Origin of the sequence: Streptomyces cavernicola (genome assembly GCF_029968035.1) — a bacterium.
GTDB lineage: Bacteria > Actinomycetota > Actinomycetes > Streptomycetales > Streptomycetaceae > Streptomyces > Streptomyces cavernicola.
The window spans coordinates 85,096-99,506 of the sequence record NZ_JASCIQ010000027.1; the positions used below are offsets into that span (position 1 = coordinate 85,096).

At 71.3% G+C, this 14,411-nt stretch carries 15 protein-coding genes; 6 read left to right on the top strand and 9 right to left on the bottom strand.

Annotated features, from left to right (window positions below; genetic code table 11):
* Positions 1 to 147: 147 nt before the first annotated feature.
* The 5 genes from QIS96_RS24355 to QIS96_RS24375 all read left to right on the top strand — a co-directional run bounded on the left by QIS96_RS24355 (position 148) and on the right by QIS96_RS24375 (position 4,319).
* A complete protein-coding gene (locus QIS96_RS24355; RefSeq protein WP_282544860.1) occupies positions 148 to 912 on the top strand; it encodes a crotonase/enoyl-CoA hydratase family protein in 765 nt (254 codons plus the stop codon).
* Positions 912 to 2,069 carry a CaiB/BaiF CoA transferase family protein gene (locus tag QIS96_RS24360; RefSeq protein WP_282544861.1) on the top strand — a complete coding sequence of 386 codons (1,158 nt, stop codon included), beginning with the start codon at positions 912 to 914 and terminating at the stop codon, positions 2,067 to 2,069. Before QIS96_RS24355 ends, QIS96_RS24360 begins: the two co-directional genes overlap by 1 nt.
* A gap of 135 nt (positions 2,070 to 2,204) precedes the next feature.
* Positions 2,205 to 2,435: an AMP-binding enzyme gene (locus QIS96_RS24365; RefSeq protein ID WP_282544890.1), complete on the top strand. Its 231-nt coding sequence runs from the start codon at positions 2,205 to 2,207 to the stop codon at positions 2,433 to 2,435.
* Positions 2,432 to 3,478 carry an LLM class F420-dependent oxidoreductase gene (locus QIS96_RS24370; RefSeq protein ID WP_282544862.1) on the top strand — a complete coding sequence of 349 codons (1,047 nt, stop codon included), beginning with the start codon at positions 2,432 to 2,434 and terminating at the stop codon, positions 3,476 to 3,478. The genes QIS96_RS24365 and QIS96_RS24370 overlap by 4 nt, the downstream gene beginning before the upstream one ends.
* 46 nt (positions 3,479 to 3,524) lie before the next feature.
* Positions 3,525 to 4,319, top strand: a complete 795-nt coding sequence (locus tag QIS96_RS24375; RefSeq protein WP_282544863.1) for an enoyl-CoA hydratase-related protein — start codon at positions 3,525 to 3,527, stop codon at positions 4,317 to 4,319.
* A gap of 37 nt (positions 4,320 to 4,356) precedes the next feature.
* Here QIS96_RS24375 and QIS96_RS24380 read toward each other — a convergent pair whose 3' ends face one another.
* Positions 4,357 to 4,962 (bottom strand): TetR/AcrR family transcriptional regulator, encoded by a 606-nt coding sequence (locus tag QIS96_RS24380; protein ID WP_282544864.1) that lies wholly within the window; start codon positions 4,960 to 4,962, stop codon positions 4,357 to 4,359.
* Positions 4,963 to 5,021: 59 nt separating this feature from the next.
* Positions 5,022 to 6,584 carry an acyl-CoA synthetase gene (locus QIS96_RS24385; protein WP_282544865.1) on the bottom strand — a complete coding sequence of 521 codons (1,563 nt, stop codon included), beginning with the start codon at positions 6,582 to 6,584 and terminating at the stop codon, positions 5,022 to 5,024.
* Positions 6,585 to 6,825: 241 nt separating this feature from the next.
* Between QIS96_RS24385 and QIS96_RS24390 the strand changes: the two genes are divergently transcribed.
* Positions 6,826 to 7,443 carry a TetR/AcrR family transcriptional regulator gene (locus QIS96_RS24390; RefSeq protein ID WP_282544866.1) on the top strand — a complete coding sequence of 206 codons (618 nt, stop codon included), beginning with the start codon at positions 6,826 to 6,828 and terminating at the stop codon, positions 7,441 to 7,443.
* Here QIS96_RS24390 and QIS96_RS24395 read toward each other — a convergent pair.
* The 7 genes from QIS96_RS24395 to QIS96_RS24425 all read right to left on the bottom strand — a co-directional run bounded on the left by QIS96_RS24395 (position 7,434) and on the right by QIS96_RS24425 (position 14,194).
* A complete protein-coding gene (locus QIS96_RS24395; protein WP_282544867.1) occupies positions 7,434 to 8,336 on the bottom strand; it encodes an FAS1-like dehydratase domain-containing protein in 903 nt (300 codons plus the stop codon). The genes QIS96_RS24390 and QIS96_RS24395 overlap by 10 nt on opposite strands.
* Positions 8,333 to 8,563 (bottom strand): zinc ribbon domain-containing protein, encoded by a 231-nt coding sequence (locus QIS96_RS24400; RefSeq protein WP_282544868.1) that lies wholly within the window; start codon positions 8,561 to 8,563, stop codon positions 8,333 to 8,335. The genes QIS96_RS24395 and QIS96_RS24400 overlap by 4 nt, the downstream gene beginning before the upstream one ends.
* Positions 8,560 to 9,744 carry an acyl-CoA dehydrogenase family protein gene (locus QIS96_RS24405; RefSeq protein ID WP_408907244.1) on the bottom strand — a complete coding sequence of 395 codons (1,185 nt, stop codon included), beginning with the start codon at positions 9,742 to 9,744 and terminating at the stop codon, positions 8,560 to 8,562. Before QIS96_RS24405 ends, QIS96_RS24400 begins: the two co-directional genes overlap by 4 nt.
* A gap of 3 nt (positions 9,745 to 9,747) precedes the next feature.
* Entirely contained in the window at positions 9,748 to 10,923 is a 1,176-nt protein-coding gene (locus QIS96_RS24410; RefSeq protein WP_282544869.1) for an acyl-CoA dehydrogenase family protein, read from the bottom strand.
* A 50-nt stretch (positions 10,924 to 10,973) separates the two neighbouring features.
* Positions 10,974 to 12,146, bottom strand: coding sequence for a thiolase family protein (locus QIS96_RS24415; protein WP_282544870.1), 1,173 nt, complete (start codon positions 12,144 to 12,146; stop codon positions 10,974 to 10,976).
* 87 nt (positions 12,147 to 12,233) lie between these two features.
* Positions 12,234 to 12,989: a 3-hydroxyacyl-CoA dehydrogenase gene (locus QIS96_RS24420; protein WP_282544871.1), complete on the bottom strand. Its 756-nt coding sequence runs from the start codon at positions 12,987 to 12,989 to the stop codon at positions 12,234 to 12,236.
* Positions 12,990 to 13,036: 47 nt separating this feature from the next.
* Positions 13,037 to 14,194 carry an acyl-CoA dehydrogenase family protein gene (locus tag QIS96_RS24425; protein WP_282544872.1) on the bottom strand — a complete coding sequence of 386 codons (1,158 nt, stop codon included), beginning with the start codon at positions 14,192 to 14,194 and terminating at the stop codon, positions 13,037 to 13,039.
* Positions 14,195 to 14,411: the final 217 nt, after the last annotated feature.

The following is a 14,411-nucleotide window of genomic DNA, read 5'->3' on the forward strand; positions in this document are numbered from 1 at the left end:
GGACAGCTTCGGGGCTGCGCCCCGGACCCCCTGTCGTTCGACTGCTGCGCCGGCGTGGCTGGTCGCGCCCACGCGGCGCAGCCGCCAATGTCACAGCCCCGCGCCCCTGTCGGGGCACGGCCCACCTACGGAGCACGGAGACCCCAGATGTCCGACGCGGTTCGCACCGAGTTCTTCGACGGCGTCGCCGTCATCACCATCGACCGGCCCGAAGCCCGTAACGCCGTCGACCTCGCCGTGGCCGAGGGGGTCGCTGTTGCACTCGATGAGTTGGACGCGCGGGACGACCTGAGTGTGGGGGTTCTCACCGGGGCGGGTGGCACGTTCTGTTCCGGTATGGATCTCAAGGCCTTCCTGCGCGGTGAGCGGCCCAGCGTCGAGGGGCGCGGCTTCGGCGGGCTCACCGACAGTCCGCCGTGTAAGCCGTTGATCGCCGCGGTCGAGGGGTACGCGCTGGCCGGGGGCTGTGAACTCGCGCTCGCCTGCGACCTGATCGTGGCCGCCGACGACGCGAAGTTCGGGCTGCCCGAGGTCAGGCGCGGACTGGTCGCGGCGGCGGGCGGGCTGCTTCGCCTGCCGCAGCGGCTGCCGTATCCGATCGCCATGGAACTCGCCCTGACCGGCGGCTTCCTGGAGGCCGGGCGGGCGCACGCGTACGGCCTCGTCAACCGGCTCACCGCCCCCGGCGGCGCCCTGGACGGAGCGCGGAAGCTCGCCGCCGTCATCGCCGCCAACGGGCCGCTCGCCGTACGGGTCACCAAGGAGGTCGTCGTCGGGTCCCTGCAGTGGCCGGCCGACGAGGCGAGGCAGCGTCAACAGGCCCTGGTGGAGCCGGTGTTCGCGTCCGAGGACGCGAGGGAGGGGCCGCGCGCCTTCGCGGAGAAGCGTGCCCCGCGCTGGACCGGCCGCTGATGTCCGGCAGCCGGAATCCGTCCCGTGGGCCACTCACGGGCGTACGCATCGTAGAGCTGGGCGGGGTCGGCCCCGTGCCCTTCGCCGGGATGGTGCTCACCGGGCTCGGCGCGGAGGTGATCCGGGTCGAGCGGCCGCAGGCCCGTGTCAGCGCCGGGGACACGGTCCTGCTGCGCGGCCGGCGGTCCGTGGCCGTCGACCTCAAACAGCCCGAGGGCGCGGCGGCCGTGCTGCGGCTCGTCGACTCCGCCGACGCTCTCCTCGAAGGGTTCCGGCCCGGCGTCACCGAACGTCTCCGCCTCGGCCCGGAAGTGTGCCGGGCCCGCAACCCGCGTCTCGTGTACGGGCGGATGACCGGCTGGGGCCAGGACGGGCCGCTCGCCGAGGCGCCGGGGCACGACATCAACTACATAGCCCTGACAGGGGTGTTGCACTCCATCGGCGCGGCCGGCGGCGACCCCGTACCGCCGCTCAACCTGATCGGCGACTTCGGCGGTGGCGGGATGCTCCTCGCCCTCGGTGTGGTCAGCGCGCTGCTGCACGCGCGGGCCACCGGCAGCGGGCAGGTCGTCGACGCCGCGATGACGGACGGCAGCGCGCTCCTGCTGGCCATGACGCACGGCTTCCTCGCCGGGGGCCAGTGGTCCGAGGGGCGCGGCGTCAACCTGTTCAGCGGGTGCGCGCCCTTCTACACCACGTACCGGTGCGCGGACGGCGAGCACGTCGCGGTCGGCGCCATCGAGCCGCAGTTCTACGCCGCGCTGGTACGGGAGTTGGGCCTGGCGGACGATCCGGTGTGCGGCGTGCAGAGCAGGTCGCCGGAGACCTGGCCGACCGCGCGGCAGCGGTTCGCGGAGGTCTTCGCGACCCGCACCAGGGACGCCTGGGCGGAGCACTTCGCCGGTACGCAGGCCTGCGTCACGCCCGTGCTCTCCCTCACCGAGGCGGCCGCGCACCCGCACAACGCGGCCCGCGGCACCTTCCTCGACGGGGACGGGCCGCTGCGCCCCGCGCCCGCGCCCCGGTTCTCCGCGACTCCGGGCGCCGCGCCCGGCCGGCTGCCCGAGGCGGGCGGTGACACCCGGAGCGTCCTGGCCGGAGCGGGCCTGACCGACGCCGAGCTGGACCGCCTGAGCGCGCGAGGAGTGATCGCATGACCCGTACCTCCCTGGACTGTCCGACGGCCGACGCGGGCGCCGTCCTCGCCGGAGCCGCCCACCACCACGAGCACCGCGTCGCCGTGCGCGAGGGCGAGCAGACTCTGACGTTCGGTCAACTCGACGACCAAGCAGATCCCCACCGCGTACGTCGTGCCGCGCCCCGGCTCGTCCGCCACGGCGGAGGAGCTGATGTCGTACGTGGCGGACCGCGTCGCCCCGTACCAGCAGGTGCGGGAAGTGCACTTCCTCGACGCGCTGCCGGTCAGCTCCGCCGGAAAGATCCTCAAGAACGAGCTGCGCGCGCGGCACGCAGGAACAGGCGAACAACCGTCCATCTCACGGCAGTTGAGGAGCACACGATGAGGATCGGCCTGATGCTGAGCTACAGCGGCGGTTTCAAGGAGACCGTCGATGTGCTCGGCGACTACGAGAAGGCCGGCCTGGACATCGTCTTCGTCCCGGAGGCGTACTCGTACGACGCGATCAGTCAGCTCGGGTTCATCGCGGCGCGCACCGAGCGCCTGGAGATCGCGTCCGGCATCGTCCAGATCTACACCCGCACACCGTCGCTGACCGCCATGACCGCGGCCGGTCTCGACTACGTCTCCGACGGCCGCTTCACGCTCGGCATCGGCGCGTCCGGGCCGCAGGTCATCGAGGGCTTCCACGGGGTGCCGTACGACGCTCCGCTCGCGCGCACGCGGGAGATCGTCGACATCTGCCGGCAGGTGTGGCGCCGCGAGAAGGTCGTCCACGACGGCGCCCACTACCAGATCCCGCTGCCCGCCGACCGGGGCACCGGGCTCGGCAAACCGCTCAAGCTCATCAACCGCCCGGTGCGTGACCGCATCCCGATCGTGCTCGCCGCGATCGGGCCGAAGAACGTGGCGCTGACCGCCGAGTTGGCCGAGGGCTGGCTGCCCATCTTCTTCCACCCCGACAAGGCGCACGAGGTGTGGGGGCCGTCCCTCGCCGAGGGCTCGGCGCTGCGCGACCCGGCGCTCGGCCCGCTGGACATCGTGGCCCAGGCGCCGCTGGCCATCGGCGAGGACGTGGACGTGGACGAGCTGATCGACCTGGCCCGGCCCCAACTCGCCCTCTACATCGGCGGGATGGGCGCGCGCGGCAAGAACTTCTACAACAACCTCGCGCGCCGCTACGGCTACGAGGCCGAGGCCGCGAAGATCCAGGACCTCTACCTGTCCGGCCGCAAGGAGGAGGCCGCGGCCGCCGTGCCCGCCGATCTGCTGCGGAACATCTCGCTGATCGGCCCCGCCTCGTACATCGCCGAACGCGTCGCGGCGTACCGGGCGGCCGGGGTCACCACCCTCAAGGTCAACCCGGTCTCCCCCGACCCGGCCCGTCGCCTTGCCGACCTGGAGCAGCTGAAGGCCCTGGCGTCGTAGCGCACGCCGCCCCTGAACCCCAACGCGAGAAAGGCAGGCCGACGTCATGACCGACGAGCCCGTACTGCTCACCAGCCGCACCGACGGCGTCCTCACCCTCACCCTGAACCGGCCGCGGCGCAAGAACGCCCTCGACGGCGAGCTGTGGACGACACTCGGGGAGGCGCTGAGCGCGGCGGGGAGGGACCCGGAGGTGCGTGCGGTCGTCCTGGCCGGGGCGGGCGGGGCGTTCTGTGCGGGGGCCGATCTGTCCGGCGGGGCCGACAGCCGGCCGGGGCATCCGCTCGACCGGATGCGCGGCATCAACGACATCGCCCTGCTGCTGCACGAGTTGCCCGTGCCGACGGTGGCGAAGGTCGACGGGGTGGCGGTCGGCGCGGGGTGGAACCTCGCCCTGGGGTGCGATCTGGTGGTGGCCACACCTCAGGCCCGCTTCTCGCAGATCTTCGCGCGCCGCGGCCTGTCCCTGGACTTCGGCGGCTCGTGGCTGCTGCCGAAGCTGGTCGGCCTGCAGCAGGCCAAGCGGCTCGCGCTGCTCGCCGAGATGATCGACGCGGCGGAGGCGCACCGGCTCGGCCTGGTGACGTGGCTGGTCGACGCGGCCGAGCTCGACACGTTCGTGGACGACCTCGGCCGACGCCTCGCCGCCGGGCCGCCGGTTGCGTTGGCGCAGAACAAGGCGCTGCTCAACGAGGGCGGGGACCGCACGCTGCGCGACGCGCTCGCAAGCGAGGCACGCGCCCAGTCGGTCAACTTCGCGACGGCGGACGCGCCGGCGGCGTTCGCGGCGTTCAACGAGAAGCGCGAGCCTGTGTTCACCGGCGAGTGGGCCGTCAAGTGACCGGCCGCAGCGACGCTGTGCCTTGGGGCCCGTACGGTCAGCGTGACGTGCGGGCCCTGCGGGCGGCCGGGCGGTACTCGACGAGGACCAGGGCCAACTCGGCGTAGCGGTCGGCCAGTTCCTCGACACTCACCTCGCCGCCCTCGTCGTACCACTGGGCGACCGCGTTGCACATGGCGATCACTGCGCGCCGCGCGTCCTCGGGGTGCGGCGTACGGAAGACGCCCTCGGCCACCCCCGCGTCGACGATCTCCTGGAACATCCGGGAGCCGTCGAACTGGCGGCGCCGGAACTCTACCAGCTGCTCCTCGGACAGGCTGCGCCACTCGGTGAGCGTGAGGCTGCTCTCCAGGCGGTACTCCGCGCGGTACCGCACGGTGGCGCGGACCAGTACGGCGAGGCGCTCCCCCGGGTCGTCGCCGGCGGCCTTCAGCTCTTCGTCGCAGACGTCGAAGTACGCCTGGCCGCCGGCGTTCACCAGCGCGTGCAGCAGGTGCTGCTTGCTCGGGTAGTAGTAGTACATCGCCGACAGGCTCAACCCGGCCCGCTTGGCGATGTCGCGGATCGACGCGGCCGCGTACCCGCGCTCCGCGAACTCGTGCCGGGCGGCCTCCAGAATCGCCTGCCCACCTGTGCCTCGCACCGGCGCCCCTCTCCGAACGGATCCGGTCAGTTTACGTGTCCGGGCAGCGGCGCCGATGCTCAGGAAGGGCCGCCGGGAGCGCTCGCGTAGCGCGCCTTCAGCTTGCCTTTGACGAGCTTGCCGGTGGGTGTGCGCGGCAGGCTCTCGACGAAGTCGACGCTGCGGGGCGCTTTGTAGTGCGCGATGCGGGAGCGGACGTGGTCGATGAGCCGCCGTTCAAGGTCCGGGCCTGGGCGCAGGTCGGGCGAGGCCTGGACGACCGCCTTGACCGATTCCCCCATCTCCGCGTCCGGTACGCCGATGACCGCGACGTCGACGACGTCGGGATGCAGGGCGAGTACGTCCTCCACCTCCTGCGGGTAGATGTTCACCCCACCCGAGATGATCATGAATGCTTTGCGGTCGGTGAGGAACAGGTAACCGTCCTCGTCGACGTAGCCGAGGTCACCGACGGTCGCCCACATCGGATGGTCCGGGTGATGTGCGGCCTTGGTCTTCTCCGCGTCCCCGAGGTACTCGAACCCGCCCTCCTCGCGTACGAAGTAGATCGTGCCGGTCTCCCCCGCGGGCAGCGGCCGGCCCTCGTCGTCGCAGACGCGCAGCTCCCCGAGGAGGGACCGGCCCACCGATCCGGGTTTGCTCAGCCACTCCTCGGAGGTGATGAACGTGGTGCCGATGCCCTCGGTCGAGGCGTAGTACTCGTAGAGGACGGGCCCCCACCAGTCGAGCATCGCGCGTTTGACGTCGGGCGGGCACGGGGCGGCGGCGTGCACGGCCACGCGGTGACTCGAGAGGTCGTGCGCGGTGCGGGTCTTCTCCGGGAGTCGCAGCATCCGGATGAACATGGTCGGCACCCACTGGCTGTGCGTCACCCGGTACCGCTCGATCGCCCGCAACGCGTCCTCGGCGTCGAAGCGTTCCATCATCACGACCGTGCCGCCGACCGCGTGCACCGACGCCCCGTACCGGAGCGGGGCGGCGTGGTAGACGGGCGCCGGGGACAGGTACACCGTGTCCCGGTCGAATCCGTAGAACGCCCGCGTGAGTTCGACCAGTACGTCGCCTTCCTCCCCCACCTGGCGGTCCGGGAGTTCGGGGCGGATTCCCTTGGGGCGGCCGGTCGTTCCCGAGGAGTAGAGCAGGTCGGCGCCCCTCGGCTGGTCGGCGGGCGGCTCGGGCGAGGCGGCGGCGAGGGCGGGCTCGTAGTCCTCGTACCCGGCGACCGGGCCTCCGTAGGCGAGGCGGATCCGCACGGCCGGGGTGCGGTCGGCCAGTTCCGCAGTCAGCCCCTGCGCCAGGTCGGCCAGCGCGTGGGACACGACCAGGGCGGCGGCCCCGGAGTCCGCGACGATGTAGGCGACCTCGGACGCCCCGAGGTGGCTGTTGACGAGGGTGATGTACAGGCCCGAGCGGACCGCCGCCCAGTACACCTCGTACGCGTGGATCGAGTTGTCCGTCAGCAGGGCGACCACGTCGCCACGGCGCAGACCGGCGTCGTGCAGCACATGCGCCAGACGTACGGAGCGCTCTTCGAGCTCGGCGTAGGTCAGCCGGTCGCCGGTCGCGGCCATGACCACGGCGGCGCGGTGCGGATCTGTCGCGACATGGGCACCTGGGTACATGGGATCCCTTCGCCGGAGTAACGAGCGATCGTTAAGTACCATGCCACCACGGCCAGTTGACGCCGACAAGCCCTCGCGCCGGACTCTCTCCCCCGCCCCTGCACACGCGCCGTACCGGGCCTCCCCGGGCACGACCACAGCAGCTCGGACGACCGGCGGCGCTACGATGGACACCTGTACGAACGTTCGGCCAGCACTGTGACTGTGACTGTCCGGAGCGCGCCCTTGTGATCGGAGAACCGTGAGCACCCGTCCCCCAGGCCACGCCGCCATCGTCAGGGCGGCCCGCGCGGAGTTCGCCGAGCGGGGCTACGGTGCGACGTCGATCCGGGACATCGCGCAGCGCGCAGGGGTCAGCCTGTCGGCGCTGTACTACTACTACAAGGGCAAGCAGGACCTGCTCGTGGCCATTCTGGACGACGCCCAGGACGCCTACTTCAGCTCCTGCGAACAGGCCCTGGCCGAGGCGGGCGAGGATCCGGCGGAGCAGCTGGAGGCCCTCGTCGAGGCCACGGTCCGGTACCGCAGCACCCACGCGAGCAAGAGCAACATCCTGCTGTCCGAGGAACGCAGCCTGGAGCCGGAGCACCTGGAGCGCTACCGGGCCGACAACGCCCGAAGCACCCGGCGGTTCCGCGACATCATCGAGCGGGGCGTGCAGGACGGGTTGTTCCTCACCCCGTACCCCGACGACGCCCGGCGCGCGGTCATCGCCATGTGCAATGCGGTGGCGCAGTGGTACGAGCCGGGGGGCGCGCTCTCCGAGGACGACCTCGTCGAACGCTATGTGTCCCTGGCCCTGACCGCGGTGGAGTACCGCCCCCGTGCCCCGCGCAGGGCCTCACGGACTCAGGCGTAGCCGACGGTTCCCGTGCAGGCCGGGGCCCCTCCTCGGGTGCCCGCGTTCAACTCCGCGCCCCCTTCCGCCGGTTGCCCGGCCACCCTCACCTCGTCCGGCAGGAACAGCGGGCTGCGCAGACGGTACGCGAACGACTCCACCCGGCGTTCCGGGGCGAAGCGGCGCGGCAGTTCGAGCAGGGCCAGGGCCAGGAGCGGGCCGTGCACCACAAGGTCCGGGTAGCCCTCCACTTCGGTGGCGTAGTCACGGTCGTAATGGATGCGATGCGCGTTGTACGTGAGCGCACTGAAGCGGAACAGCAGGGCGGGGTCGGGGCGCAGGGTGTACGTCCACGGGGCGGAGGGATCCGTAGGCGTTGATGCGGTCGGCGGCCGCGTGACTGCAGGGGCCTCGGGGACGGGCTGCTTGTAAACGATGTCCTGCTCCTCGACAGCCCTCAACTCTCCCTGTACACGTAGTTCGTGACGAGTGGTCACAAGGAGCAGCCAACCGGATCCGCCGCGGCGCACCCGGACGCGCGCGGCCGATGAGCGCCGGGTCAGGAGGTCGCCGACCAGGATCGGTGCGCGGAGCTCAAGGCGGCCGCCGCCGAACATGCGGCGGCGGTCCGGGAGCGGCGGCAGGAAGGGCCCGGCCTGCGGATGGCCGTCCTCGCCGAGGTCGGCCTGTGCGGGGCGGTCGAGCAGGTACAGCCAGTGCCAGAGCGGCGGCAACACGTCGCCCACGCCCATGGCCGGCGGCTCCTGGTCGAAGAGCCCGGCCAGGGCCCGCGCGGGTGCGGCCGTGACGAACTCGCTCAGCTCGACCGGCTCCGGCCGCCACTCCCGCTCGACGGCGGCGAAGTGCTCGGGGACCCGGTCCCGGCCGTCGGCGGCGCGCGCAACCCCGCTCACCCGAGTGCCTCCGCCGTGCCGAGCAGAGCCGTCGCCTGACTCGACAGGACACCGCCATTGCCGTTGACCAACGCGACGCGCGCGCCCGGCTCGGCGTCACCGCAGTGCGGGCAGAGCACCCTCGGGTGGAACACGGCTCGCTCGCAGGCCGTGCAGTGCTGGAAGCGGAGCTCGCCGGCGGCGAGGCCTTCGGCGTACGCCACGGTGGGCGCGGTCGGCTCGCTCATCCGCGGCCTCCGTCGTCGATCGGGTTGCGGGCGATGTGCTGCTTGACGATGACGCCCAGCTGGATCTCGTTGGTGCCCTCGCCGACGATCATCAGCGGGGCGTCGCGGAAGTAGCGCTCGACGTCGAACTCGGTGGAGTAGCCGTAACCGCCGTGCACGCGGACCGCGTTGAGGGCGATCTCCATGCACACCTCGGACGCGAACAGTTTCGCCATGCCCGCCTCCATGTCCGCGCGCTGCCCCGCGTCCACGCGGGCGGCGGCGTCCAGGGTGAGCAGCCGGGCGGCGCGCAGTTTGGTGGCCCCCTCGGCGAGGTAGTTCCCGACGGTTTGGTGCCGCCAGATCGGCTTGCCGAAGCTGTGCCGTTCCTGCGCGTACCGGGTGGCGTCGTTCAGGGCGGCCTGGGCGACGCCGAGGGCCCGGGATGCGACCTGGATGCGGCCGATCTCCAGGCCGCGCATCATCTGCGCGAAGCCGACGCCCGCCGTGCCGCCGAGCACCGCGCTCTCCGGGACCCGGACGTCGTCGAAGGTCACCTCGCAGCTCTCGACGCCCTTGTAGCCGAGCTTGGGCAAATCCTCGGAGACCTGGTAGCCCGCGCTCTTCTCGACGAGGAGGATGGAGAAGCCCTTGCCCTGCTTCGGTTCCGTACGGCAGAGCAGTGCGATCAGACCGGCCCGGCGGGAGTTGGTGATCCACGTCTTGGAGCCGTTGACGGTCCAGGTGCCGTCGGCGAGTACCGCCTTGGTGCGCATGTTCTGCAGGTCGGAGCCGCCGCTCGGCTCGGTGAGCGCCATGGTGGCGCGCAGCTCGCCGGTGGCCATGCGGGGCAGGTAGGCGGCCTGCTGCTGCGGAGTGCCGAAGGTGCGGATCAGATACGTGACCACCGAGTGGCCGCCCATGGCCCCGGACAGCGACATCCAGCCGCGCGCCAACTCCTGCGCCACCAGCGCGAAGCACGCGGTCGAGACGTCCGTGCCGCCGTACTCGGCCGGCGCCAACAAGCCGTACACGCCGAGCTTCTTCATCTTCTCGATCAGCCGCCCCGGATAGGCGTTCGCATGCTCCAACTCCCTTACGACCTGGAGGACTTCGGTGTCGACGAAGTCGGCGACGACTTCGACGACGGCGCGCTCCTCGTCGTCGAGTCGCGCCGTCAGCGGGATCTCCGTCATGGCCATGGGCTACTTCACGTCCTTGCGCACTGCGTCCGGCGTCGCATCCTTCAGGAGGGCCTTGCCGATGATGAGCTGCTGGATCTCGCTGGTGCCCTCGTAGATGCGGAAGAGGCGGGCGTCGCGGAAACAGCGCTCGACGACGGTGCCGCGCATGTAGCCCATGCCGCCGTGGATCTGCACCGCGAGGTCCGCGGCCTTGGACGCCATCTCCGAGCAGAACAGCTTCGCCGCCGAGGGTGCGATACGCCGGTCCTCGCCCGAGTCGTACTGCCGGGCCGCTTCGAGGACCATCGCCCGGCCCGCGTACAGGCCGGTCTTGATCTCCGCGAGCATCGCCTGGACCAGCTGGAACTCGCCGATCGGCCGGCCGCCCTGCCTGTTGGAAGCGGCGTACGCGACGGACTCCTCCAGGATCCGCTCGGCCATGCCGACGCACAGCGCGGCGATGTGCACCCGGCCGCGGACCAGCGACTTCATCGCCGTGCCGAAGCCCGCGCCCTCCTCGCCACCGACCAGGCTGTCCTTGGGGACCCGTACGTCGTCGAAGAACACCTCGGCCGTCCACGCTCCGGCCTGGCCCGTCTTGCGGTCCTTCGGGCCGACGGTGAGGCCCGGCAGACCCCGCTCGACCAGGAACACGGAGATGCCCTTCGTGCCGCGGCTCTCCTCGCCGGTACGGGCGAACACCACGAACAGGTCGGCGAGCGGGGCGTTGGTGATGAAGCGCTTGGCCCCTGAGATGACGTATGCGCCGTCCTCCCCGTCCCGTACGGCCCGTGTGGTCAGCCCCGACGGGTCGGATCCGGCCTCGGCCTCCGTGAGGGCGAACGAGGCGACCGCGCCCTCGGCGAGCCGGGGCAGCCAGTGCCGTTGCTGCTCCTCGGTGCCCGCGTTGACCAGGACCTGCCCCGCGATGCCGTTGTTCGTGCCGAACATCGAGCGGAACGCGGGCGTGGTGTAGCCGAACTCGAAGGCCAGGCGCACGTCTTCGGAGAGGCTCGCACCCAGGCCGCCGTACTCCTCGGGGAGCGTGTAGCCGAACAGGCCCATGTCGACGGCCTTGCGCCGGACGTCCTCCGGGATCGCGTCGCTCTCCTCGATCTCGTCCTCGCGCGGTACGACGTCCTCGCGGACGAAGCGGCGCACCGAGTCGAGCACCGCCTTGAAGTCAGCGGCTTCCATGTGTGGTGTTCTCCCTCCTGCTCTGCTCGCCGGTTCAACTCGCCGGTGGATCAGAGGAGTTCGAGCACGGTGGCGTTGGCCATGCCGCCGCCCTCGCACATCGACTGCAGTCCGTAGCGGATGCCGTTGTCCTTCATGTGGTGGACCAGAGTCGTCATGAGGCGAGCGCCGGAGCCGCCGAGCGGGTGGCCGAGGGCCATCGCGCCGCCGTTGGGGTTGAGCAGTGCGTAGTCCGCGCCGAGCTGCCGCTGCCAGCCGAGCGAGACGGAGGCGAAGGCCTCGTTGATCTCGAAGGCCCCGATGTCGGCGAGGGCGAGACCGGACCGCTCGAGGACCTTCTGCGTGGCCGGGATCGGGCCCTTGAGCATGGTGATCGGGTCGACGCCGGTGACGGTGCCGGTGTGGAAGCGGGCTAGCGGGGTCCAGCCGTTGCGGGCGGCGATCTCGCTCGTCGTGATGAGCAGCGCGGCCGAACCGTCCGAGATCTGCGAGGCGTTGCCCGCGGAGACGACGCCGTTCTCCTTGAACGGGGTCGTCAGTCCGCCCAGCGCCTCCAGGGTGCCGCCCCTGCGGATGCCCTCGTCGGTGTCGAAGACACGGGTGCCGCCGTCGGCGTCGGTGACCGTGACCGGGGTGATCTGGCCCTTGAAGCGGCCCTCGTCGACGGCGCGGGCGGCGCGCGCGTGCGAGTCCAGAGCGTGCTGGTCGAGCTCCTCGCGGCTCAGGCCGAACTCCTCGGCGATCATCTCCGCGCCGATGCCCTGGTTGAAGCGGAAGTGGTCGTAGCGTTCGGCGACCAGCGGCCCGAACGGCTCGCCCAGCTCGCCGCGCACCCGGCTCGACCCCATCGGCACGCGCGACATCGACTCGACGCCCCCGGCCACCGCGATGTCGTACTGCCCGGCGATGACCCCGGCCGCCGCCTGGTGCACCGCCTGCTGGGACGAGCCGCACTGCCGGTCGACGGTCAGGCCCGGCACGTGCTCCGGCCAGCCCGCGGCGAGCACCGCGTACCGGCCGATACTGCCCGCCTGCTCGCCGACCTGGGACACACAGCCCCAGATCACGTCGTCCACAGCCCCCGGGTCGAGGCCGTTCCGCTCGGCCAGGGCGCCCAGGACGTGGGCGGACAGGTCGACGGGGTGGACGCCGGACAGCGCACCGCCCGGCTTGCCCTTGCCGACGGCTGTGCGTACGGCGTCGACGATGACTGCGTCACGCATGAGCAACTCCTCTGGGAGGCAGGGAACTTGGGCCTGCCGTTTGGATCTTGCCGGGGTCGCGGGGCTTCCGAAGGCGGCCGGTCGTGACTACCGCGGCGCCATCCGGATCGATCCGTCGAGGCGGATGGTCTCGCCGTTGAGCATCGGGTTGGCGACGATCGCCTCGACCAGCTGCGCGTACTCGGCGGGCTGCCCGAGGCGGCTCGGGTGCGGGACCTGCGCGCCGAGCGAGTCACGGGCCTCCTGCGGCAGCCGCCCCAGCATCGGCGTCTCGAACAGGCCGGGCGCGATCGTCATGACGCGGATGTGCGTCCGGGCCAGGTCGCGCGCGATCGGCAAGGTCATGCCGACGACGCCGCCCTTCGACGCGGAGTACGCGCACTGCCCTATCTGCCCGTCGAACGCGGCCACCGATGCGGTGTTGACGATGACACCGCGGTCGCCGTCGACCGGCTCGTTGCCGCCCATCGCCGCCGCCGCGAGCCGGATCACGTTGAAGGTCCCGATCAGGTTGACCTCGACCACCTTCCGGAACCGCTCAAGCTCGTACGGGCCTTCCTTGCCGACCGTGCGACCCGCACTGCCGATGCCCGCGCAGTTGACGGTGACACGGAGCGGGGCGAGGGCGGTCGCGGCCTCGACGGCGGCGGTGACGTCGGCCTCGCCGGTGACGTCCCCGGGGACGAAGGTCGCGCCAATCTCCTTGGCCGCCGCTTCACCGCCCGACGAGGGCAGGTCGACGATGACGACATGTGCGCCGTTCGCCGCGAGACGCTCCGCGGTGGCCCGGCCGAGGCCCGAGGCGCCGCCGGTGACGAGGGCCGAACTGCCGTTGATCTGCATGGTGTTGGGCTTCTCTTTCCTGTTGTCGTGTCGCCGGGCAGGGCTGTTCAGAGGCCGAGGGACTTGGCGATGATGGTCTTCATGACCTCGCTGGTCCCGCCGAAGATGCGCGAGACGCGGGTGTCGGCGTACAGGCGGGCGATCGGGTACTCGGTGACATAGCCGTAACCCCCGTGCAGCTGAAGGCACTTGTCGATGACCCGGCCCGCGGTCTCCGTGCAGAACAGCTTGGCCTTGGCCGCGTCGGCGACCGTCAACTCGCCCTCGTCGTGCAGCTCCAGGGCGCGGTCCGCCATCAACTGCGCGGCCTCGACGTCGGTGGCGCACTCGGCGAGCACGAACTTGGTGTTCTGGAAGTGCGCGACCGGCTTCCCGAAGACCGTGCGGTCCTTCACGTACTCGGTGGCGAACCGCAGCGCCGCGACCGCCGTGGAGGTCGCGTTGAGCGCGATCGTCAGCCGCTCCTGCGCGAGGTTGTGCGAGAGATACGAGAAACCCGCGCCCTCCTCCCCGAGCAGGTCGCCGACCGGCACCTTGACGTCCGTGAAGGACAGTTCGGCCGTGTCGGAGGCCTTGAGCCCGATCTTCTGCAGCTTCCGCCCCACCGCGAAACCCTCACTCGCGGACTCGACGCAGAGGATCGAAAGACCGGCGCGACGGTTCTCCGGGTCGTACGGGGTGGTGCGGGCGACGACGAGGACCAGGTCGGCGAGTGCGCCACCGGTGATGAACGTCTTGGCGCCGTTGAGGACGTAGTGCGCGCCGTCCGCCGAAAGCTCCGCCCTGGTCTGGATGTTGGCGAGGTCGGAGCCGGTGCCGGGCTCCGTCATGCCGATCGCCGTCATCAGGTCGCCGCTCGCGAAACCGGGCAGCCAGCGCCGCTTCTGCTCCTCGGTCGCGTACTTCATGAAGTACGGCAGGATCAGGTTGGTGTGCACCGACTGGTTGCCGAGGGAGACGCCCGCGCGCGCCGACTCCTCGCTGACCACCGCAGCGAACTTGAAGCTGGACTCCCCCGCGCCGCCGAACTCCTCCGGCACCTGGATGCCGAGCACACCCAGCTCGCCGAGCCTGCGGTAGAAGTCGCGCGGCGGGTGGCCCTGCTCCTCCCACTCGTGATGGACCGGCACGACCTCCTTCTCGATGAAGTCCCGCAGCGTCGCTCGGAACGCCTCGTGGTCCTCGTTGAACACCGTACGGCGCACGGAAACCTCTTCTCGGACTCGGTGTGACCTGCATCTCAACCCAGTCGAACGATCGTTAAGGTACTCGGCGGCGTGGGGGCTGTCCACGGGCTCTGCGGGTGACTTGCTTCACGGAAGGCCGCAGGCGCTGCACCGCCAGCCGAGCGCGGGCACGACGAGGGCCGGCCTCACCAGCGGCTGCCGATGCGGCCGGCCCGGTCAGCTCGGGTCGGGTCGG